Genomic DNA, 20,524 nt, shown 5'->3' on the forward strand with positions numbered 1-20,524 from the left:
GATGCTTTACCCGCGCGTCAGCCTTTATGCGATGATGCTCGCCTCTGCGGGAATCCCGCTCTATATCCATTTGCCGCAGTTTGCGTCAGTAAATCTGGGTATCGGATTGGCTGCGCTAGGCGGCATCCTGCTGGCGATCCGCCTGTTTGACCTGGTTCAGGATCCGCTGATCGGCTGGGCCATCGACCGCTGGCCGCAGGCACAGCCGATTTTTGCGCTGGCAGCTGCGGGCGGGCTGGCGGTCGGGTTTCCGCTGCTGTTCAACTTGTCCGCAGGCCCTCTTGCAGCGCCCAAGCTGGTTCTGGTCCTGCTTCTGCTGTTTTCGGCCTACAGCTTGGGTATGATCCTGCTCTATGGCCGCAGCGCCACTCTGGCAGACCGGCCCGTCCCGGGCGCGCTGCTGAGACTGGCCGCCGTTCGCGAGGCGGGCATGCTTGGCGGCGTGATCCTGGCCGCCATTGGTCCGGCCCTTCTGGTTGCGCTTGGCGCTGCAGGCCAGGGCTATGGCGCCTTTGGGTTTCTCCTCGGCGGCCTCGCACTGTTCACTGCAGCAGCCACCTTGCGCCTGTGGCAACGTCCGGCGCTCACCGGCCAGCCGCTGTCGCTGACTGCACTGGCACAGGCGGGCGCGCTTCGGCTGCTGGCGCTGGCGGTCCTCAACAGCTTGCCGGTTGCGCTCACCTCCACCCTATTTTTGTTTTTTGTCGAGGACCGGCTGCAGCTTCCTGGCCGTGCCGGTCCGTTGCTTGTGCTGTTCTTTGTCAGCGCCGGCCTCAGCGTGCCGGTTTGGGCGCGGCTCAGTCAGCGCATCGGTCCAAAACAGACCCTGCTGCTGGCGATGCCCCTGGCCATAGCCGGCTTTGCCGGAGCGGCGGTCCTCAGCCCGGGCAGCCTCACCGGTTTTGCGGTGATCTGTGCGGCTTCGGGTGCCGCTCTTGGCGCCGATATGGTGCTGCTGCCCGCTATGTTCAGCATTGCGCTGACCCGTGCGGGTCTCAATGCCTCGGCTGCTTTCGGGATCTGGTCTTTTGCCGGCAAACTGGCTTTGGCACTGGCCGCCGCGCTGGCGTTGCCGTTGCTTGAGCAGCAAGGGTATCAGCCAGGCAGGGAAAACAGCCAGCAAGCACTCTACGCTCTCAGCCTCTCCTACGCGGTGCTGCCCTGCGTCCTGAAAGCCACAGCCTTCGCCTTTGCCCTTACCCTGCCATCAGAAAGAGCAACGCCATGAAACTCCTCACCATCTGCCTCGTGATCGTTCTTCTTGCGATGATCGCCAAGACCTATTTCTTCAGCTTTCGCTTTCAGTCGCCGCAGGACTATGCGGATACAGGCCCGCAATTCGTTCTGACTGAACACTTGTCTGGTGAGATTCTGTCGGAGGGCGTGATATTTGGCCCGGCAGGCAAGATGACCAGCAGCTTTACCGCCCGGATGGTTGGAAAGTGGGAGGGTGATACGGGCACGCTCACTGAAGAATTCACCTTTTCGAATGGTGCCACCCAAAGCCGCAAATGGCACCTCAAACTGGGCGCCGGGAATACCTTCACAGCGACTGCGGATGACCTGGACGGTGTTGCACAGGGGGTTGTGTCCGGTTCAACTGTGCAACTGACCTACAACATCATACTGCCCGAAAACTCTGGCGGACACACGCTGCAGGCGACCGATTGGCTTTATCTCACCGCCAATGGGGTGATCATCAACAAGTCGGAAATGCGCAAGTTTGGCCTCAAGGCGGCGGAGCTGGTCGCGACCATGCGGCCTGCGGACTGAACTGCCTGGCTGTGATGTCTTCCCGAGAAACACCGGCAGAGGTATGCAACCTGATCCTCATTTTGGGTGATCAGCTCTGCAAGAATATCGCATCGCTTCAAGGGGCCGACCGTGACCATGATGTTATCCTGATGGCCGAAGTGCCGGAAGAGGCTGGCTATGTCAGGCATCACAAGAAGAAGATAGCGTTTCTGTTTTCAGCGATGCGCCATTTCGCGCGAGAGCTTGAGGAGGACGGCTGGAAAGTCCGCTACATTAAACTGGATGACCCCGAAAACGCCGGCAAATTAACCGGGGAGATTGATCGGTCACGTGCCGTTTTCAAATTTGCTGGTGTGGTTGTCACCGAACCTGGAGAATACAGGCTGAAGTCTGCGCTTTCTGAATGGGGTGAAGCAACCGGTACTGTCCTGGATATGCGGCAGGACAGCCGGTTTCTGTGCTCCCATGAACGGTTCCAAAGTTGGGCGGAAGGGCGCAAGCAATTGCGCATGGAGTACTTCTACAGGGAAATGCGCCGCGAAACCGGGCTGCTTATGAATGGGGATCAGCCGGAAGGCGGCAAGTGGAACTTCGACCAGGACAACCGTAAGCCCGCCAAGGGAGGCGTGTCCCTGCCGCACCCGCTGGAAACCCGCCCTGATGCCATTACCGAGGAAGTCCTGGACTTGGTGGAAGCAAGATTCAGCGGCCATTTCGGCACTTTGCGGCCGTTCTGGTTTGCGGTCACGCGGGAGGGCGCGTTGCAGGCCTTGGAAGATTTTGCGGAAAAGGCTCTTCCCGGTTTTGGCGATTACCAGGACGCGATGCTGCACGGGGAGCGGTTCCTCTACCATTCCGTTCTGTCGCATTACATCAATGCGGGCCTGCTGGACGCGATGGAGGTCTGCCGCCGGGTGGAGCGGGCGTACTACGAAGGTGAGGCCCCGCTGAATGCGGCCGAGGGTTTCATCCGCCAGATCATTGGCTGGCGCGAATACGTGCGCGGGATCTACTGGCTCAATATGCCTGGATACACCGAAAAGAATTTCTTTGGAGCCACCCGCCCGCTGCCAGAGTTTTACTGGACTGGCGAGACGGGAATGGCCTGCCTTTCGGCTGCCATTACTCAGACCCGGGAAGAGGCTTATGCGCATCACATCCAGCGCCTGATGGTGACGGGAAACTTTGCCATGCTAGCGGGTGTAGACCCTCGCGCAGTGCATGAATGGTACCTCGCAGTCTACGCTGACGCTTATGAGTGGGTCGAGGCGCCGAACGTGATCGGCATGAGCCAGTTTGCCGATGGCGGTCTACTGGGGTCGAAACCCTATGCCGCCAGCGGTAACTACATAAACAAGATGTCGGATCATTGCGCAGGCTGCAGCTATGATGTGAAACGCAAGACTGGCAAAGGCGCTTGCCCCTTCAATTCGTTGTACTGGGATTTCCTGGTGCGTAACGCTTATAAGTTGCGCGAGAATCCCCGCCTGCGCCAGGCTTACCGGACTTGGGGCAGGATGAGCACCGAACGGCAAAACGCCTATTTGGAAACGGCCCGGCAGGTGCTGGAACGGTGTTTCTAAGCCTGGTTCTTCTTGACAGTTTTTTGTTCAGGCGGCGTTAAAGCAACCGCGCGGCAATTGCCAGACCTGCGCTTAAGAGCAGTGCCGCTCCCAAGTCTTTATCACAAGGCTACCGGCCTATGGCAATTGCGAGTGCTTTCAGCTGAATAGAGCAGCTTGCCGAATGGCACAGGGGCCCTTGCCATCAGTAATCGAGATCGTCAGGCAAGGGCCGCGGCCGAAAGGTCTGCGATCAGAACCGCAGCGACAGGCAGGACATGCCACCGTCCAGTTTGGCGCAGTCTGTGTTGTCGATCTCCACGATCTCATAGCCGGCCTTGTCCAGCATCTCTGCCGTGCGCGGGAAGCCTGCGGCCATCAGCACCAGATTGTTGAAGCGGATGGCATTGGCAGCGGCTTCCTCGCCCTCCGCCACATGCAGCACGCGATAGCCTTCGAAACAGCCGGAGGCGTCGAGGCGTTCTGTTGAGAGGATCGTTTCGGCATCCATAAGTGAGCAGTCGGTTTTGAAGTGAAGGACGCCCTCGGGGGTGAAAACTTCGCGCAGCGAATGGCCCCATTCGGTGGCAATTTCTGCCAGTTCGGCCACGCCTTCGGCGTCCGTTCGGTCGGAGCGGCCGACCAGGATCTCTTTTCCCGTCACCAGAATGTCTCCGCCCTCGATATGGCCGGGGCCGGCGATTTCGCGGACGTTCTCGTAGCAGGCGCGCAGGGTGGGGGCCATTTCCGCAACTTCACCCAGCCGCGACGGCGCGCCAGGGCGCATCAGGATCGCCCCTTGCGGCAAGCAAAGGGCAGTGTCCTCGACGAACTGGGCATCGGGGAAAGCCTCCAGCGGATCCAGTTCAATCACCTTGGCGCCGGTGCTGCGCAGAGCAGCGACATAGGCCGCGTGGGCAGCCAGCATGCTGCCGAGGCTGGGATTGCCGATATCCTCGGCGCGCAGGCCTTGAGCGATGGTGGAGGCGGGGCGGCGGGTGATGGCTCGGGTGAACTCGAAGGTTGGGTTTTGCATTGGATTACTCCTGGCCCTGCGAGGGGCCGGTTACGTCAATTTCGAGGATGGATGGGGTGCCCCGTTTGCTGGTTTCCCGGAGCGCGGCAGCAATTACCTGTGGTTCCATCGGCACGCGGGTGTAAGGGATGCCGAACGAGGCGGCGGCGGGGGCGAACTCCGGCGGTGTGGGGTCGCAGCCGACCACCGGGACGTCCGCGGCCTCCATCGAGGTTGCGATTTCACCGTAGCCGCGATTGTTCCAGAGCACGAAGGTGATGGGCAGGTTTTCGTCCACGGCGGCCATGATCTCCGGCAGCGAGAATTGGGCGCCGCCGTCGCCGGCAATGCAGATAACATGGGCCGAAGGATCGGCAGTCGCGGCGCCGATCGCAGCAGGGATGCCATAGCCGAGTGCGCCATAGCCGGTAGCGGCATTGAACCAGCCGCCGGCGCGGTCGTGGTCATAGTATAGATTGCCGGCATAGATTGGCTGGGTGGAATCGCCGATCATCAGGGCGTTCGGCACCGCGTCTCGTATGGCGTTCAGCACCTCGACCTGCTGGCGGTAGTCCGGGCCGATCTCCTCATACGCGGCGGCTCGGGTTTGGTTCGCGCGCTGGGCGCCCTGGCTTTGCTTGGGTGCCGCGGGCAGGGCTTCTAGCAGCGCAGCCGCAGCCTCACCGGCGCGGGCGTGGATGGCGAGGTCTGTCTCGTGCCGGGCCAGCTGTTCGGCGCAGATGTCGACCCGGATCAGTCCGGCCATGTCAGCCATGCTGCCGGTAGCATACATGTCGTAGTCGGTCGGCCCCAGTTCGGTTCCCAGCGCCAGCACGCAATCGGCGTCTTGGATCAGCTCCCGGACCGCTTGCAGGCTGGGGCTTGCGGGAACGGTCAGCGGATGGCTGTGCATCAGCCCGCGGGCGTTGACGGTTTGCACCACAGGCGCATCGAGGCGTTCGGCCAAAGCCTGCAAGCCTGCGCCTGCGCACTTGGCCCCCCCGCCAGCGAGAATGACAACTTTGGTAGCCCGTGACAGGCAGGCCGCTGCCTTTGCAACTTGGCCGCTGTCGAGCGGCGGCTGAGTGGAAGCCGGGGCAGGGAGGCCTTCCTGCGATGCCGTGCCTGCCACGTTCAGCGGAATCTGGATGTGGGTGGGGCCAGAGCGGCCAGCAGCAAAGGGGGCAAAGGCGCGGTCCAGCGAGGCCTCCAACTCATCGGGCCGGGCAACGTGTTCAGAGGCCAGCGCCACGGTCTTGGCCAGCGCGTGCTGGTCGGGCAATTCGTGCAGGTGGCCGAGTCCCTTGCCCAGGGTTGCACTGGCATTAACGCCGGACACGACCAGCATTGGCACCGAATCCGCGCGGGCCTGGGCCATCGGAGTAAGCGTGTTCGTCAGGCCAGGGCCAGTGATGACAAAAGCCACGCCCGGCTGGCCGGAGACCCGTGCATAACCGTCGGCCATGAAGCCCGCGCCCTGTTCGTGGCGGGGAGTGACATGACGGATGCCAGAGGCGGCCAGGCCGCGATAGAGCTCCACGGTGTGCACGCCAGGGATGCCGAACACGCAGGTGACGCCGCGTGCCTTCAGCCCGGCAACCAGGGCTTCGCCAACGGTTTTCGTGGTCATGCGGCGCCTCTTGCATTGCGGTTTGCGTGGGCGGCGATCCGGTCGAGCGCGGTGGCAAAACTGTTGTCATCAATGGTGAGGGCGACCCGCACCCAGTTGCGAAGGCCGTCGCCGAAGGCGGAACCTGGCATTACCGCCACGCCGCTGTCCAGCAGGTCCCAGGCATAGGCGTCGCCGTCCATCCCGGTGGCCGAGACGTTGATCAACGCAAACATTCCAGCTTCGGGCCGGTGGACGCGCAGCCGGGTCTCAGCCTGCAGGCGTTGTTCCAGCAGGGCGGCGCGGGCGGCAAAGCGGGCGGCCATCCCGGCGGCGACGGAAGATCCCTCGCGCACAGCCTTTTCGGTCATGTCGGCGATAAAGGGCTGGTTGCCGAAAAGCATGGTTTCCGAGACCGGCAGCAGGGCTGCACAGAACTTGGCAGGCCCGGTGCACCAGCCGCTGCGGAAGCCAGGCGCGGCGTGCGACTTGGAAATCGAGGAGACTGCGATCACCCGCTCCGCCAGTGCCGGGTCGGAGAGAGGCGAGACAAATTCCGCGCCCTCAAAGACCAGGTGCTCATAAACTTCGTCGGAGATGATCCAGAGATCGTGTTTCACCGCCAGCTCGCCGATTTCCCGCAGGTCCTGCGGTGTCAGGATGGCGCCGGTCGGGTTGTGCGGGGTTGTCAGCAGGATGGCGCGGCTGCGCGGGGTGATGCGGGCGGCGATGTCGCTGGCCTGCATCCGGAAACCGGCCTCGGGCCGCAGCGGCACTGGTATCATGTCCGCGCCGGAGGCGCGGATCACACCCTCGTAGGTGGCATACATCGGGTCGCCGACCAGCACCTCGGTGCCGGGTTCGGCAACACCTAGAAGAACTGCATAAAGCGCGGTCTGGGTGCCGGGAAAGCAAAGGATGTTTTCCGGCCCGAACTCCCGCCCGCGGCTGGTGGTATAGGCCTCGGCCAGAGCAGCGCGCAGATGCGCCTCGCCGCGGCCGTCGGAATATCCGGTGCGGCCCGCATGCATGGATTGCGTGGCCGCTTCGACCAGTTCCGGCGGGGTTGGCACGTCTGGTTCGCCGATGGTCATCTCCACCAGGTCGGCGCCGGCTGCAGCCAGTTGCCGTGCCCTTGCGTGCACTTCCCATTTGCCGCCGCCAAGCCCGGCCAGCCGTTCGGTGATTGCTGTCAGCCTCATCAGGTTTCAGCCTCCTGCTCCAAATCCAATCCAGTGATGGCGACAACCGATTGCCGTCCGATTTCAACCAGTTCGCCGTCCGCAAACGCATCCGGCAGGGCACCGCCCTCCAGCCACAAACCGTCGATCACCGCGTTGCAGGCAATCGCCAGCTGGCGCAGCCGGGGTGCCGGGGCCGGGCGGCCGGCCTCTTCCAGCGCGGCGGCAATCAGGCCCTCCAGCCGGTCGCGGAAGTAGGCATAGGTGCGTTCGTGGGTTTCCTTCATCTGCGGATCGTTCTGCACCTTGTTCAGAAAGCTGGCCCACAGCGCGATGGAGCGCGGATCGACAACCGGCGGGGTCAGCGAGCCGTCGACAAAAGCCCTGAGACGCGCCCGGGCGCTGCCTGCCGCTGCACCGGGTGCAAAGGTCAGGTCCGTCATCTGGTTCATGTGGTGTTCATAGGCTGCGATGATCAGCTCTTCCTTGGAGCTGAAGTAATGCCGGATCAGACCCTGGGTGACGTCGGCACGCTGGGCAATGCCTCGCACCGTGGCACCGCGTACGCCGTTCTCCGCCACCAGTTCCAGCGTGGCGAGAATCAGTGCTTCCTTCCGGGCCTCGGCGGATTCGCGTTTGAATTTGCGGCGCTCGTCGGTCACCTCAGCTCCTGTTTTTGTGCTGGCGGAGAAATTATACACTTGCATAATTGCGTGAGTCGCGGCTTACTGCAATCGGAAAATTCGGGAAGACGCAAAGATGGACACAGCCGCAGCCGCCGCAGCCGCCGCATCCTCACCGGAGACAGACACGCGCCGGGAGGCAATCCGGGTCGAGGATCTGCACAAGTCCTTCGGCAATCTGGAAGTGCTGAAGGGCGTGGATCTGACCGCGCATCAGGGGGATGTTGTAGCGATCATCGGCGGCTCCGGGTCCGGCAAGTCCACCATGCTGCGCTGCATCAACTTCCTTGAGACGCCAAGTTCCGGCAAGATTGTGATCGGCGGCCAGGAAGTGGCGATGCGCGGAGACGGCAGCCCGGCCAATCAGAAGCAGATCGAACGAATCCGAACCAAGCTGGCGATGGTGTTCCAGCAGTTCAACCTGTGGACCCATCGAACGCTGCTGGAAAACGTGATCGAGGTGCCGGTGCATGTGCTGAAGGTGCCCAAGGCCGAGGCCATCGCGCGGGCGCACGAACTGCTGAACCGGGTGGGGCTGGGCGGCAAGGAGGACACCTATCCTGCCTATCTGTCCGGCGGGCAGCAGCAGCGGGCGGCGATTGCGCGGGCGCTGGCGGTGGACCCGTCAGCGATGCTGTTTGACGAACCGACTTCGGCGCTGGACCCGGAACTGGTGGGCGAGGTGCTGACGGTGATCCGCGACCTGGCTGCCGAGGGGCGCACCATGCTGCTGGTCACCCATGAGATGAAATTCGCCCGCGAAGTCGCGAACCACGTTGTCTATCTGTACCAGGGCCGCATCGAAGAGCAGGGGCCGCCTGCCGAGGTCTTTGGCAATCCGCAATCAGACCGTCTGAAGCAATTTCTGAGCTCGGTCGCCTGATCCACTACCACCAAAATAAAAACCAACAGGGAGATTAAGATGAAACTGAAAGCATTGCTTGCCGCGGCAACCGCGGTTGCCGCTCTGTCCGCTGGTGCGGCTGCTGCCGAACAGGTGAAAATCGGCATCGCTGCCGAACCCTATCCGCCGTTTGCCTCGCTCGACAGCTCCGGCAATTGGGTCGGCTGGGAGGTCGAGGTGATCGGCGCGGTCTGCGCCGCGGCTGAACTGGACTGCGTGATCACGCCGGTCGCCTGGGACGGCATCATCCCGTCGCTGACCGGCCAGCAGATCGACGCCATCATGGCTTCCATGTCGATCACCGAGGAACGGATGAAGACCATCGATTTCTCCGATCCCTACTACAACACCCCGGCAGTGATCGTTGCGGACAAGTCGATGGACATCGCGCCGACGCCGGAATCGCTGGCGGGCAAGATTGTCGGCATCCAGGCCTCGACCATTCACCAGGCCTATGCGCAGGAATACTTCAAGGATGCCGAGCTGAAGGTTTACCAAACCCAGGATGAGGCCAACCAGGATCTGTTCGCCGGCCGCATCGATGCGACCCAGGCAGACAGCATAGCGATGGCGGATTTCGTCGGGTCCGACACCGGCAGTTGCTGCGAGATCAAAGGCGCGGTGGCGGATGACCCGGCGATCCTGGGCCGCGGTGTCGGCGCTGGCGTGCGCAAGGGCGACGACGCGCTGCGCGAGGCACTGAACAAGGGCATCGCGGCGATCCTGGCCGACGGCACCCACGAGATGATCACCGCCAAATACTTCACCACCAGCATCTACTAAGGTGCTGCCGTGACCGGACTGTTCGAACTACTGGGCCTCGGCGCCAGCGCAGAGCTGCTGTCGCTGTCAGGCTGGGGAGGCAACCTGTTGCGCGGGCTTGCCAACTCCCTGCAGATCGCCGTTGGCGCTTTTGGGCTGGGGCTGATGATCGGGCTGTTCGGGGCCTATGGCAAACTTTATGGCGGGAAGGTCACGCGTGATCTTCTCGCCATCTATACCACGGTGATCCGGGCGGTGCCTGAACTGGTGCTGATCCTGATCCTCTATTACGTGGGCAGCGATATCATCAACAAGATTTCCGAGGCAATGGGTGGCGGCCGGGTCGAGATCAACGGCGTTGCGGCCGGCATCTGGGTGCTGGGCGTGGTGCAGGGGGCCTATGCCACCGAAGTGCTGCGCGGCGCCATCAAGGCAGTGCCTGTGGGGCAGATCGAGGCGGCGAAGTCCTATGGCATGCCTGCCTTCATGATCATGCGGCGGGTGACGATCCCGGCGATGATGAGCTTTGCGGTGCCGGGGCTGGCAAACCTGTGGCTGATCGCCACCAAGGACACCGCGCTGCTGGCGGTGGTCGGCTTCAATGAGCTGACGCTGGAAACCCGGCAGGCGGCGAGCAGCACGCGGGCGTATTTCACCTTCTTCCTGGCGGCTGGGTTCCTGTACCTGATGGTGACGCTGTGCTCCGGCGCGGTCTTTGCCCGGGTTGAGAAATGGGCGAGGCGCGGCCAGCCCTCGCTGAAGGGGGGCGCGCGATGACCGGTTTGAAGGAACTGATGCAGCCGCACCGCATCGTGATGATGCTGGTGTTCGCGGGGATCGCGATCTGGTGTGCAGTCGCGCTACGCTGGGACTGGATCCCAAAATACGCGCCGCTGGCGCTAGAGGGGCTGTGGGCCACGGTTTGGATCCTTGCGGTTTCGACCTTCCTCGGCTTTCTGCTGGCAGTGCCTCTGGGATTGGCGCAGGCGGTGGGGCCCTGGTACCTGTCGATCCCGGCGCGCACGTTCTGCACCATTATCCGCGGCACGCCGCTGCTCTTGCAGATCTGGCTCTTGTATTACGGGCTAGGCTCGCTATTTCCGCAGTTCCCCTGGATCCGCTCTTCCGAGCTGTGGCCGTATTTGCGCCAGGCCTGGCCCTATGCGGTGCTGGCGCTGACCCTGTCTTATGCGGGCTATGAGGGCGAGGTCATGCGCGGCGCGTTTTCCGGTGTCGCCAAGGGGCAGCTGGAGGCCGCGAAATCCTTTGGCATGCCGCGCTTTACCATGTTTCGCCGGATCTGGCTGCCGCAGGCAGTGCGCAACGTGCTGCCGACTTTGGGCGGAGAAACCATCCTGCAGCTGAAGGCGACACCGCTGGTGGCGACAATCACGGTGATGGAAATCTATGCGGTTTCCTCGCGCGTGCGGGCAGATACCTTTATCGTCTATGAGCCGCTTTTGCTGCTGGCGCTGGTTTACATGGCCATCGCCGGGGGGATTGCCCTGGCCTTCCGGCGGTTTGAGAAAGGCTGAAAACACGGGCATTTAGCTTGCTCTTCGGAGCAGGCGATATTGGTCCGGAATTTCTGATTTATCTGACATACATCAAATAACGGCACTGAAGTTCGCTCTAGTGTCAGCGGCGAATGCAGCAAGAGATTCTTGTAACAGATGCCGCACACCCGTTTCATATCTACCGCATGCCGCGCCGGATTGTTCCGTCGCCTGGCGGGAATGTGTGCGGTCTTCATGCTGGTTTTTCAGGTTGCCTTTCCCGGTGCTGCACAGGCGGTTTCTGGCGGGGAGAGGGTCGAAATCTGCGGTGAGGCCGGCGTAGTGGAAATCCAGGCCGCCGCCGGAGACAGCGAAGAGCAGCAGGATTGCCCCAAGTGCAGCGCCTGCGCGCTGTGTGCCGCTGAAACCGGGGCTGCGCCTGCCAGCGTTATACAGTCTGGCATCAGCCGGGCGGCGGACTGTGCCGTGCTGCTGCCTGCGGGCACTGCCGTGCAGCCGAACCCGGCTCAGTACTGGCATGACGGCCGCGGACCTCCGCTGGCGGCGAAAGAACAATCCGAACGCGCACCCAGCGCGCTCGTGGCAGCCACTCAAAGGAAAGGAGAGGCGCCATGGTCCTGACACGCGTCTTCCGGGGCTGGCTGACAGCCCTTGCGATGACATTCGCCGCCCTATTTGCTGCGGCGGCTGAGGCAGACAGCCTCGACAGCTTCCTGACAGAATTGACACCTAGCGACCTGGTGCCCGATGCCGAGGCGTTTGGCCCAGTGCGCGCCGATGTGCCAGTGGCACCGGTGCTGAAGGCTGGCAAGACCATTGCCTATGCTTTCCTGACCTCCGATTTCGTGGGCACCACCGGTTACAGCGGCAAGCCGATCCATGTGGTTGCGGCAATTGATACCGATGCGGTTCTGACGGGCGTGAAGCTGGTCAAACATTCTGAGCCGATTGTGCTGATCGGTATTCCGAACTCGAAAATGGTCAAGCTGACTGAGAGCTATGCGGGTCTCGACCTGAAGGCCGAGGCGGCGGCGGGTGGCGATGCTCATGACCTCGACATCATCTCCGGTGCGACGGTCACGATCATGGTGATTGACGACAGCCTGGTGCGGGCGGGTATCAAGGTTGCCCGCGCGCTGGGGTTGGGCGGTCTGTCACCGGTGCAGGCGGACGGGCCGAAACGCGAGGTTGACATGGCCCGCGGGGAAGCCGCGGATTGGACCACGCTGGCGGGCGACGGGTCTGTGCGGCGGTTGACGCTTGATGTGGGCCAGATCAATGCGGCCTTTGCAGCCACAGGCGACCAGCGCGCAATCCGGAGACGTGAACGCGGCGCGCCGGATGAAACCTTCATCGACATGCAAATGGCGCTGGTTTCCGTGCCCTCCATCGGCAGTTCGCTGCTGGGTGAGGCGGAGTATAAGAATCTGCGGAATTGGCTGAAGGAAGGCGAACACGCCATTCTGGTGCTGGGGCGCGGCAGCTATAGCTTTAAGGGGTCCGGCTATGTGCGAGGCGGCATTTTCGACCGCATCCAGCTGATCCAGGGCGATGCCTCTGTGCGGTTCTTCGACAAGCAGCACAAACGGCTGGGGGCGCTGGCCACCCCGGACAGCCCGAGTTTCAATGAGCTGGACCTGTTCAAGATCCCGGCGGATGCTGAGTTTGATCCGGCTGAACCGTTCCGTCTGCAACTGCTGGTGCAGCGCGCTGTCGGCGCGCTGGAGCGGACGTTCCTGACCTTTGATCTGGGCTACAATCTGCCAGAGCAGTATCTGCTGCCTGCCGCACCCGCACCCAAGTTGGTAGAGGATGACACTGGAGAGGCGGCTGCCAAGGCCGCGCTGTGGCAGCGGATCTGGAAGGACCGTACCGTCGAAATCTCAGTGCTGGGCGTGATGCTGCTGGTGCTGACGGGTGTGTTCTTCTTCCAGTTTCAGGCGACGGTGAATGCGCGCACATTCTATTGGTTCCGCATTGGATACCTGACCGTCACCCTGGTGTTCCTGGGCTGGTACGCCAACGCGCAGCTGAGCGTTGTTAACCTGATGGCGCTGGCGGGATCTTTGCGCAGCGGCTTCTCCTGGGATGCCTTCCTGCTGGACCCGCTGGTCTTCATCCAGTGGTTCGCCGTTGCTGCTGCGCTGCTGTTCTGGGGCCGCGGCGCCTATTGCGGCTGGCTGTGCCCGTTCGGCGCACTGCAGGAACTGACCAACAAGATCGCCCGCGCCTTCAAGGTGCCGCAGATCACTCTGCCGTGGGGCCTGCATGAGCGCCTGTGGTCTGCAAAATACATGATCTTCCTCGGTTTGTTCGCTGTATCGATGGTGTCGATCCCGTTGGCCGAAACCTATGCCGAGGTGGAGCCGTTCAAGACCGCGATCATCCTGAAATTCGTGCGCGACTGGCCGTTTGTGGTCTTTGCCGTGGCGCTCTTGCTGGCCGGGCTGTTCATCGAACGGTTCTACTGCCGCTACATGTGCCCGCTGGGCGCGGCGCTGGCAATCCCGGCGCGGGTGCGGATGTTCGACTGGCTGAAGCGCTATCATGAGTGCGGCCACCCCTGTCAGACCTGTGCCAACGAGTGCCCGGTTCAGGCGATTCACCCGACGGGTGAGATCAACCCGAATGAATGCGTGAACTGCCTGCATTGCCAGGTTCTGTATCAATCCGAAGCCAAATGCCCGGTTGTCATCAAACAGCTGAAACGCCGGGCCAAGACCGGCAGCCCCGCACCGGACGTTGCTCTGGGTCGGCCGCCTGCCAATCACCCCAACGCGAACAGGATCAAAGTTTCCTGAAGGAGGACATCATGTCTGAAGAGATGAAAAACAAACTGCCCGTCACCCGCCGCGGCCTTCTGGGGGCCACGGCCTCCGGCGCCGTTCTGGCGGCGACCGGTGCCGGCTCCGCGCTGCTGGGCGCAAAACCTGCGCAGGCGGCCGGATTCGGCCTGGAGCCGGGCGAGCTGGATGAATACTACGGCTTCTGGTCGTCAGGCCAGACCGGCGAACTGCGCATTATGGGCGTTCCGTCCATGCGCGAACTGATGCGGGTGCCGGTGTTCAACCGCTGCTCTGCCACCGGCTGGGGCCAGACCAATGAGTCCCTGAAAATCCTGACCGAGGGCTTGCTGCCGGAGACCAAGGATTTCCTGGCCGCCAACGGCAAGATCACCTATGACAACGGCGACCTGCACCACCCGCATATGTCGTTCACCGACGGCACCTATGACGGCCGCTATCTGTTCATGAACGACAAGGCCAACACCCGCGTTGCCCGGGTGCGCTGCGACGTGATGAAATGCGACAAGATCATTGAGATCCCCAACGCCAAAGACATCCACGGCCTGCGCCCGCAGAAATTCCCGCGCACCGGCTATGTCTTTGCCAACGGCGAGCACGAAGCGCCGCTGATCAACGACGGCCAGATCCTGGATGATCCGTCGCAATATGTGAACATCTTCTCTGCCATCGACGGCGACAGCATGGAAGTCGCTTGGCAGGTCATCGTCTCGGGCAACCTGGACAACACCGACTGCGACTATCAGGGCAAATATGCGTTCTCGACCTCCTACAACTCGGAAATGGGCATGAACCTGGCCGAAATGACCGAGAGCGAGCTGGACCACGTGGTTGTCTTCAATATCAAAGCGATTGAGGAAGCGATTGCGGCAGGCGACTATCAGGAGCTGAACGGGGCCAAGGTTGTGGACGGGCGCAAGGAATCCGGCAAGAACTTCACCCGCTATATCCCGATCCCCAACTCGCCGCATGGCGTGAACGCCGCGCCCGACAAGAAGCACATCATGATCAACGGCAAGCTGTCGCCAACAGTTTCCGTCATCGATGTCGAGAAAGTCAACGCGCTGTTCAGCGACAACGCCGATCCGCGCTCTGCCATTGTGGCGGAACCGCAACTGGGCCTTGGCCCGCTTCACACCGCATTCGACAACCGCGGCTATGCCTACACCACCCTGTTCTTGGACAGCCAGGTGGTGAAATGGGACATCGCCAAGGCGATCGAGGCCTATGCGGGCGCCGATGTGGACCCGATCATGGACAAGGTCGATGTGCAGTATCAGCCGGGCCACAACTCCACCTCCATGGGTGAAACCGCTGAGGCGGACGGCAAGTGGCTGATCTCGATGAACAAGTTCTCCAAGGACCGGTTCCTGAACGTGGGCCCCCTGAAGCCCGAGAACGAGCAGCTGATCGACATTTCCGGCGACAAGATGAAGGTGGTGCACGATGGCCCGACCTTTGCGGAACCGCATGACTCGATCATCGTTCACCGCTCCAAGGTGAACCCGGCCAGCACCTGGCAGCGCAACGACCCGATGTGGGAAGACGCGCGCAAGCAGGCCGAGGCGGATGGCGTCGATCTGGATGACTATCAGGACACCATCATCCGCGACGGCGACAAGGTGCGGGTCTACATGTCGAGCCAGGCGCCGAACTTCAGCCTTGAGAAGTTCACCGTCAAGCAGGGCGACGAGGTCACCGTCTTTGTCACCAACCTGGACGACATTGACGACCTGACCCACGGGTTCTGCCTGTCGAACTTCGGTATCGCCATGGAGGTCGGGCCGCTGGCCACCGCCTCTGTCACCTTCAAGGCGGAGCGCCCGGGTGTGCACTGGTACTACTGCCAGTGGTTCTGCCATGCGCTGCACATGGAAATGCGCGGCCGGATGCTGGTCGAGCCGCGGAGCGCCTGAAGATGAAACGGCTCCTGCCCAAATCCCTGGTTGCGGCCCTTGCCGGTCTGGCGCCCGCGCTTATGGCACCGGCCTGGGCGGCGGATTGGGATGTTACCAACCGGGCAGGGGCCATCGCTGATACACTGGCGCAGGCGGCGGATGGCGACACCCTCCGCCTCGCCCCCGGCGAATACGCCGAAACCCTGGTGCTGGACCGGCCGGTAACGCTTGACGGGCAGGGCCAGGCCACGCTGGACGGGCAGGGCAAGGGGTCGGTGATCACCGTGACCGGGCCGGGCGTGACCGTTCAGAACCTGACCGTTGTTGGCTCCGGCTCCTCGCATCAGGAGATCGACAGCGGCATCAAGCTGACCAAGACGGCAAAGGCGCCGCAGGTCCTGAACAATGTGCTGCTGGGCAACCTGTACGGCGTCGACATTCACGGCGCCCGGGACAGCCTGGTGCAGGGCAACCGGATCGAGGGGCGTCTCGACCGGCACATGAACGCCCGCGGCAACGGGGTCTATGTCTGGAACGCGCCGGGTGCTGTGGTGGACGGCAATGACATCCGATTTGGCCGCGACGGGATCTTTGTGAACAGTTCCAAGAAGAACGCCTTCACCAACAACACTTTCCGCGACCTGCGGTTTGCCGTGCATTACATGTATGCCGACAATTCCGAGGTATCGGGCAACGTCTCGATCGGCAATCACCTGGGTTATGCGGTGATGTTCTCGAAACGGGTCAAGGTGACCGGAAATGTGTCGCTGAACGACCGTGATCATGGGATGATGCTGAACTATGCCAACCAGGGCGAGGTGCGCGGCAACTATGTGAAGGGCGCCAGGGACAAATGCACCTTCCTATATAACGCACACAAGAATGATTTCTCCGGCAACTGGTTCGAGGGCTGCGGAATCGGCATCCACTTCACCGCGGGCAGCGACGGCAACCGGATGGTTGGGAACGCTTTTGTCGGCAACCGGCATCAGGTGAAATTTGTTTCCACCAAATGGGTGGAATGGAGCGAGGACGGCCAGGGCAATCACTGGTCCGACTTCGCAGGGTTTGATGTGGACGGGGATGGAATCGCTGATGCCCCCTACCGTCCGAATGACAGCATGGACCATGTTCTGTGGACTCAGCCTGCGGCGAAACTCTTGATGGGATCGCCTGCGGTGCAACTGGTGCGCTGGTCGCAGTCTGCATTTCCGGCGCTGCTGCCCGGCGGGGTGATCGATAGCCACCCGCTGATGGTCCCCGTGCGGCCAGAAGCCGCCAGAAAGGTTGAACAGGATGGATAACGCTCCGCTGCAAATCCGCGCGCTGGACAAGTTCCGCGGCAAGACGCAGGTGCTGCATGGCATCGACCTGGACATCGCGCCGGGTGAGCGGCTGGCGCTGTTGGGCCATAATGGCGCAGGCAAATCGACGATGATCAAGGCGGTGCTGGGCCTGATCCGGCATGAGGGTGGCAGCATCCGCATCTGCGGTTCCGCGCCCGGTTGTGCCGCGGCACGGGCCGCCACGGCTTTTCTGCCGGAAGCCGTCAGCTTTCACCCGGCATTGACCGGGCATGAGCAGCTGTCCCTGTTTGCCCGCCTGGCTGGCGAGCGCGCTGACATCAAGGGCCTGCTGGAACGGGTCGGCCTGGGCGAGGCCATGCACCGCCGCATTGGCGCCTATTCCAAGGGGATGCGGCAGCGGCTGGGGCTGGCGCAGGTGCTGCTGGGCCGCCCGAAGCTGGCGCTGCTGGATGAGCCGACCAGCGGGCTGGACCCGATCTCGCGCCAGGACCTCTATGCCATCATCAATGAGCTGGCAGAACAGGGCGCGGCGGTACTGATCGCCTCCCACGCGCTGACCGAGGTGGAGGCGCGAACCGACCGCATCGCCATCCTGCGCAAGGGTGTGAAGGTCGCGGATGACACGCTGGCGGGCCTGTCGGCTGAGGCCGGGCTGCCGGTCAGGCTGCGGGTGCAGGCCAGCGGTGCAGAAGCCGACCGGATTGCAACCCAAACCGGCGGGCGGCGGATCAACGGCGCTTCGGTCGAAATCCTGTGCCGTCCCCAGGACAAGATGGCGGAGCTGCGCAGGATCGCTGCCATGGGGGACGCCGTGGCTGACATCGACATGGTGCCGCCGCGGCTGGAAGACCTTTACCGCCATTATTCCGGGGAGAACCGCAAATGAGACGCGCCTTTGCCATTGCCCGTGCCGAGATGCTGATCCTGCGCCGCAACCGCTGGCTGTTCATGGCGACGCTGATCATGCTGGCCTTCGCCCTGGCGCTGTCCTTTGCCGGCTCGGCACCGACCGGAACACTGGGGGTGGACATGCTGACGGTCTCGGTGGCCTCGATGACAACTCTGTCTGTTTATCTGGCGCCGCTCTTGGCACTGATGATGGGGTTTGATGCTGTGGCGGGGGACCGCGACCGGGGCAGCCTTGCCCTGCTGCTGGCCTATCCCGCGGGGCGGGCAGAGATCCTCTTGGGCAAGCTGATGGCGCATCTGACCGCCCTGGCGGTTGCTATGTGCATCGGCTTTGGCGCGGCGGGGGCCGTTGCCGCCTGGTTCGGCGGTGCCGGGGCAGAAAGCCTGGTGGCACTGGGGCGGCTGGTGCTGACCTCGATCTTGTTAGGCGCGGTTTTCCTGGTGCTGGGTTATGCGCTGTCTGCGCTCAGCAGTGGGGCCACGGCTGCTGCGGGCCTGTCGGCGGGCGTGTGGCTGGTGTTTGTGGTTCTCTATGATCTGGGCCTGCTGGGCGCCGTGGTGATGGACAGCGGCGGGGTCTTTACCCAGAAGATTTTTCCCTGGGTGATGGTCGTCAATCCGGCGGATGCGTTCCGTTTGTGGAATGTGGCGGCCTCGGAAAGCGTGGCCTTGTCCAGCGGGATGGCTGGTGCGGCAAGCGCCTTGCCGGGCTGGGCTGCACCGCTGTCGCTGCTTTTGTGGCCCGTGCTGGGATTCCTGCTGGCCTGTGCCGCTTTCCGGAGGGTAGAGCCATGAAACGCCTGATCGTTGCCGCCGTGCTGATCCTGTCCGCCTGCCAGGAGGAAGAAGCCAAGGCGCCGCCGGCGCCGGTGGAACTGACTGCAGCCGCGCTCAGCTATTTCTGCCAGATGAATGTCTCTGAACACGGCGGGCCGAAGGGGCAGATCCACCTGGACGGCTTTCCCGCCCCCTTGTTCTTTGCCCAGGTGCGCGATCTGGCGGCCTATGTGAAAAGCCCTGAGCGGGATGCGGAGATCACCGCCATCTATGTAAGCGACATGGGCGCCGCGCCCAGCTGGGAACACCCCGGCAGCAACAACTGGATTGATGCCAAGGATGCGCATTTCGTGGTTGGCTCCAACGTCGCGGGCGGTATGGGGGCGCCGGAGGTTGTGCCCTTTGCCTCGCCCGAAGAAGCCGCGCTGTTTGCCAAGCGTTATGGCGGCGCGGTCGCCGGGTTAGAGAGCATCCCTGACGATGCGGTGCTGGGTCCGGTTGATCTGGACCAGAAGCTGGAGACGCCGTCCTGAGGACAGCGTCTCTTAAAGGCCCTAAACGGCCTCGGGCTGCAGCCGCATTTCGGCAGCGATCGCATGGCCCTCCATCCCCTCCATCCGGCTGATCCGGGCGGTGCGCTGAGCCAGTTCATGCGAGGCGGCGGCATTGCAGCGCTGCCAGGTGACGGTCTTGGTGAACTTGTGCACCGACAGCCCGCCCGTATAGCGCGCTGCGCCGCTGGTCGGCAGCACGTGGTTGGGGCCTGAGGTCTTGTCGCCGAAGGACACCGTAGTTTCCTTGCCCAGAAACAGCGAACCATAGGCCGTGAGTCGCTCCAGCCACCAGTCCAGATCCTCTGCCTGCACCTGCAGATGTTCCGGCGCGTAGCGGTCGGCAACCTGCGCGGCTTCCTCCCGGCTGCCGCATAGGACGACCTCGGCGCGTTCGTGCCAGGCGCGATGAGCGGCAGAGAGATTGGGCTCGGGCAACTGATCAATCAGCGCCTGTGCGCGATCCATGACGCCCTTGGCCAGCGGCTCGCTGGTGGTGACCAGCCAGACCGGGCTATCAGCGCCGTGTTCTGCTTGGCTGACCAGGTCCCAAGCGACCGTTTCAATGTCAGCTGTGTGATCGGCGATTACAAGTGAATCGGTTGGGCCGGCAAACATGTCGATGCCGACCGGGCCGAACAGCATCCGCTTAGCCTCTGCCACGTAGGTGTTGCCAGGGCCGACCAGGATGTCGGCGGGCTGCGACCCGAACAGGCCCTGCGCCATGGCGGCAATGCCTTGCACCCCGCCCAGGTTCAGGATCAGGTCGGCGCCGCTGAGGTCCATCGCATAGATGATCGCATCGGGTATGCCGGTGCCAGGGCGCGGCGGCGAGACGGCGGTGATATGGGGCACGCCAGCCACCTTGGCGGTGGTAATCGTCATCAGCGCGCTGGCGATATGGCTGTAGCGGCCGCCGGGCACATAGCAGCCGGCGCTGGAAACCGGGATCTGTTTCTGGCCCGCGATCAGGCCGGGGATCACTTCTACCTCGCATTCGCGCATGGTGGCCTTCTGCGCTTCGGCAAAGCGGCGGATGTTGGCGTGCGCGAACCGGATGTCTTCCTTGGTTTGTTGCGAAACCCGGTTGCAGGCGGCACGGCGCTGGGCATCCGTTACAATGATCGGGCCGGTCCAGCGGTCCAGTTTCTCCGCATAAAGCCGCACTGCATCCTCGCCTTCGCGCTGGATGCGTGCAAGCATCACCGCGACGGTGTCGCGGATATCTCCGTTTTCAGCGGCAGGTCGCGCCTTGGCCTGTTTCAGGTAGGTGATTGCCATGTCCATGTT

At 62.8% G+C, this 20,524-nt stretch carries 19 protein-coding genes; 13 read left to right on the forward strand and 6 right to left on the reverse strand.

Annotation, left to right across the window (positions count from 1 at the left end):
- Position 1: 1 nt before the first annotated feature.
- Genes K3725_RS02470 through K3725_RS02480 form a run of 3 tightly spaced genes read left to right on the forward strand, consistent with a single transcriptional unit; the run spans position 2 to position 3,338 of the window.
- Entirely contained in the window at positions 2–1,228 is a 1,227-nt protein-coding gene (locus tag K3725_RS02470; RefSeq protein ID WP_260018553.1) for an MFS transporter, read from the forward strand.
- Positions 1,225–1,773 (forward strand): DUF3833 domain-containing protein, encoded by a 549-nt coding sequence (locus tag K3725_RS02475; RefSeq protein WP_260017290.1) that lies wholly within the window; start codon positions 1,225–1,227, stop codon positions 1,771–1,773. Before K3725_RS02470 ends, K3725_RS02475 begins: the two co-directional genes overlap by 4 nt.
- A 14-nt stretch (positions 1,774–1,787) precedes the next feature.
- Complete coding sequence (locus tag K3725_RS02480; RefSeq protein ID WP_260018554.1) at positions 1,788–3,338, forward strand: cryptochrome/photolyase family protein; 1,551 nt, start codon at positions 1,788–1,790, stop codon at positions 3,336–3,338.
- Positions 3,339–3,570: 232 nt separating this feature from the next.
- Here the strand turns inward: K3725_RS02480 and K3725_RS02485 are convergent, their stop codons facing one another.
- The 4 genes from K3725_RS02485 to K3725_RS02500 are packed head-to-tail and all read right to left on the reverse strand — an operon-like array spanning position 3,571 to position 7,784.
- A complete protein-coding gene (locus K3725_RS02485) occupies positions 3,571–4,353 on the reverse strand; it encodes an arginine deiminase family protein (protein WP_260017291.1) in 783 nt (260 codons plus the stop codon).
- Positions 4,354–4,357: 4 nt separating this feature from the next.
- Entirely contained in the window at positions 4,358–5,962 is a 1,605-nt protein-coding gene (locus K3725_RS02490; protein WP_260017292.1) for a 5-guanidino-2-oxopentanoate decarboxylase, read from the reverse strand.
- Positions 5,959–7,143, reverse strand: a complete 1,185-nt coding sequence (locus tag K3725_RS02495) for a pyridoxal phosphate-dependent aminotransferase (RefSeq protein ID WP_260017293.1) — start codon at positions 7,141–7,143, stop codon at positions 5,959–5,961. Before K3725_RS02495 ends, K3725_RS02490 begins: the two co-directional genes overlap by 4 nt.
- Complete coding sequence (locus tag K3725_RS02500) at positions 7,143–7,784, reverse strand: TetR/AcrR family transcriptional regulator (protein WP_260017294.1); 642 nt, start codon at positions 7,782–7,784, stop codon at positions 7,143–7,145. Before K3725_RS02500 ends, K3725_RS02495 begins: the two co-directional genes overlap by 1 nt.
- Before the next feature lie 97 nt (positions 7,785–7,881).
- Between K3725_RS02500 and K3725_RS02505 the strand changes: the two genes are divergently transcribed.
- The 4 genes from K3725_RS02505 to K3725_RS02520 are packed head-to-tail and all read left to right on the forward strand — an operon-like array spanning position 7,882 to position 11,006.
- Positions 7,882–8,688 carry an ABC transporter ATP-binding protein gene (locus K3725_RS02505; protein WP_260017295.1) on the forward strand — a complete coding sequence of 269 codons (807 nt, stop codon included), beginning with the start codon at positions 7,882–7,884 and terminating at the stop codon, positions 8,686–8,688.
- Positions 8,689–8,727: 39 nt separating this feature from the next.
- Positions 8,728–9,492, forward strand: coding sequence for a transporter substrate-binding domain-containing protein (locus tag K3725_RS02510; protein ID WP_260017296.1), 765 nt, complete (start codon positions 8,728–8,730; stop codon positions 9,490–9,492).
- Between the two features lie 9 nt (positions 9,493–9,501).
- On the forward strand, positions 9,502–10,248 hold the full coding sequence (locus tag K3725_RS02515; protein ID WP_260017297.1) for an ABC transporter permease: 747 nt from the start codon (positions 9,502–9,504) through the stop codon (positions 10,246–10,248).
- A complete protein-coding gene (locus K3725_RS02520) occupies positions 10,245–11,006 on the forward strand; it encodes an ABC transporter permease (RefSeq protein ID WP_260017298.1) in 762 nt (253 codons plus the stop codon). The genes K3725_RS02515 and K3725_RS02520 overlap by 4 nt, the downstream gene beginning before the upstream one ends.
- 72 nt (positions 11,007–11,078) lie before the next feature.
- Here the strand turns inward: K3725_RS02520 and K3725_RS02525 are convergent, their stop codons facing one another.
- Positions 11,079–11,507, reverse strand: coding sequence for a hypothetical protein (locus tag K3725_RS02525; protein WP_260017299.1), 429 nt, complete (start codon positions 11,505–11,507; stop codon positions 11,079–11,081).
- Between the two features lie 92 nt (positions 11,508–11,599).
- Between K3725_RS02525 and K3725_RS02530 the strand changes: the two genes are divergently transcribed.
- From K3725_RS02530 to K3725_RS02555, 6 genes are read left to right on the forward strand one after another with little or no spacing between them, the layout of a single operon-like run.
- Positions 11,600–13,789 carry a NosR/NirI family protein gene (locus K3725_RS02530; protein WP_260017300.1) on the forward strand — a complete coding sequence of 730 codons (2,190 nt, stop codon included), beginning with the start codon at positions 11,600–11,602 and terminating at the stop codon, positions 13,787–13,789.
- Positions 13,790–13,800: 11 nt separating this feature from the next.
- Positions 13,801–15,708 carry a TAT-dependent nitrous-oxide reductase gene (nosZ, locus tag K3725_RS02535; RefSeq protein ID WP_260017301.1) on the forward strand — a complete coding sequence of 636 codons (1,908 nt, stop codon included), beginning with the start codon at positions 13,801–13,803 and terminating at the stop codon, positions 15,706–15,708.
- A gap of 2 nt (positions 15,709–15,710) precedes the next feature.
- The gene (locus K3725_RS02540) at positions 15,711–16,994 is read left to right on the forward strand and encodes a nitrous oxide reductase family maturation protein NosD (protein WP_409201582.1); all 1,284 of its coding nucleotides are present in this window, start codon (positions 15,711–15,713) and stop codon (positions 16,992–16,994) included.
- Positions 16,987–17,883 (forward strand): ABC transporter ATP-binding protein, encoded by an 897-nt coding sequence (locus K3725_RS02545; RefSeq protein ID WP_260017302.1) that lies wholly within the window; start codon positions 16,987–16,989, stop codon positions 17,881–17,883. Before K3725_RS02540 ends, K3725_RS02545 begins: the two co-directional genes overlap by 8 nt.
- The gene (locus K3725_RS02550; RefSeq protein WP_260017303.1) at positions 17,880–18,701 is read left to right on the forward strand and encodes an ABC transporter permease; all 822 of its coding nucleotides are present in this window, start codon (positions 17,880–17,882) and stop codon (positions 18,699–18,701) included. The genes K3725_RS02545 and K3725_RS02550 overlap by 4 nt, the downstream gene beginning before the upstream one ends.
- On the forward strand, positions 18,698–19,216 hold the full coding sequence (locus tag K3725_RS02555) for a nitrous oxide reductase accessory protein NosL (protein WP_260017304.1): 519 nt from the start codon (positions 18,698–18,700) through the stop codon (positions 19,214–19,216). The genes K3725_RS02550 and K3725_RS02555 overlap by 4 nt, the downstream gene beginning before the upstream one ends.
- 21 nt (positions 19,217–19,237) lie before the next feature.
- On the opposite strand, the gene hisD is transcribed toward K3725_RS02555, so the two are convergent.
- Positions 19,238–20,515 carry a histidinol dehydrogenase gene (hisD, locus tag K3725_RS02560; RefSeq protein WP_260017305.1) on the reverse strand — a complete coding sequence of 426 codons (1,278 nt, stop codon included), beginning with the start codon at positions 20,513–20,515 and terminating at the stop codon, positions 19,238–19,240.
- Positions 20,516–20,524: the final 9 nt, after the last annotated feature.

This window comes from Leisingera sp. S132, from assembly GCF_025144465.1.
Lineage (GTDB): Bacteria > Pseudomonadota > Alphaproteobacteria > Rhodobacterales > Rhodobacteraceae > Leisingera.

What these genes read in the sequence shown, in the direction of transcription:
- K3725_RS02510 (WP_260017296.1), top strand. Translation starts at nt 8,728, where the DNA reads ATGAAACTGAAAGCATTGCTTGCCGCGGCAACCGCGGTTGCCGCTCTG.
- K3725_RS02485 (WP_260017291.1), bottom strand. Translation starts at nt 4,353, where the DNA reads ATGCAAAACCCAACCTTCGAGTTCACCCGAGCCATCACCCGCCGCCCC.
- K3725_RS02505 (WP_260017295.1), top strand. Translation starts at nt 7,882, where the DNA reads ATGGACACAGCCGCAGCCGCCGCAGCCGCCGCATCCTCACCGGAGACA.
- nosZ (WP_260017301.1), top strand. Translation starts at nt 13,801, where the DNA reads ATGTCTGAAGAGATGAAAAACAAACTGCCCGTCACCCGCCGCGGCCTT.
- K3725_RS02475 (WP_260017290.1), top strand. Translation starts at nt 1,225, where the DNA reads ATGAAACTCCTCACCATCTGCCTCGTGATCGTTCTTCTTGCGATGATC.
- K3725_RS02545 (WP_260017302.1), top strand. Translation starts at nt 16,987, where the DNA reads ATGGATAACGCTCCGCTGCAAATCCGCGCGCTGGACAAGTTCCGCGGC.
- K3725_RS02495 (WP_260017293.1), bottom strand. Translation starts at nt 7,143, where the DNA reads ATGAGGCTGACAGCAATCACCGAACGGCTGGCCGGGCTTGGCGGCGGC.
- K3725_RS02550 (WP_260017303.1), top strand. Translation starts at nt 17,880, where the DNA reads ATGAGACGCGCCTTTGCCATTGCCCGTGCCGAGATGCTGATCCTGCGC.
- K3725_RS02555 (WP_260017304.1), top strand. Translation starts at nt 18,698, where the DNA reads ATGAAACGCCTGATCGTTGCCGCCGTGCTGATCCTGTCCGCCTGCCAG.
- K3725_RS02490 (WP_260017292.1), bottom strand. Translation starts at nt 5,962, where the DNA reads ATGACCACGAAAACCGTTGGCGAAGCCCTGGTTGCCGGGCTGAAGGCA.
- hisD (WP_260017305.1), bottom strand. Translation starts at nt 20,515, where the DNA reads ATGGCAATCACCTACCTGAAACAGGCCAAGGCGCGACCTGCCGCTGAA.
- K3725_RS02520 (WP_260017298.1), top strand. Translation starts at nt 10,245, where the DNA reads ATGACCGGTTTGAAGGAACTGATGCAGCCGCACCGCATCGTGATGATG.
- K3725_RS02540 (WP_409201582.1), top strand. Translation starts at nt 15,711, where the DNA reads ATGAAACGGCTCCTGCCCAAATCCCTGGTTGCGGCCCTTGCCGGTCTG.
- K3725_RS02470 (WP_260018553.1), top strand. Translation starts at nt 2, where the DNA reads ATGCTTTACCCGCGCGTCAGCCTTTATGCGATGATGCTCGCCTCTGCG.
- K3725_RS02530 (WP_260017300.1), top strand. Translation starts at nt 11,600, where the DNA reads ATGGTCCTGACACGCGTCTTCCGGGGCTGGCTGACAGCCCTTGCGATG.
- K3725_RS02480 (WP_260018554.1), top strand. Translation starts at nt 1,788, where the DNA reads ATGTCTTCCCGAGAAACACCGGCAGAGGTATGCAACCTGATCCTCATT.
- K3725_RS02525 (WP_260017299.1), bottom strand. Translation starts at nt 11,507, where the DNA reads ATGCCAGTACTGAGCCGGGTTCGGCTGCACGGCAGTGCCCGCAGGCAG.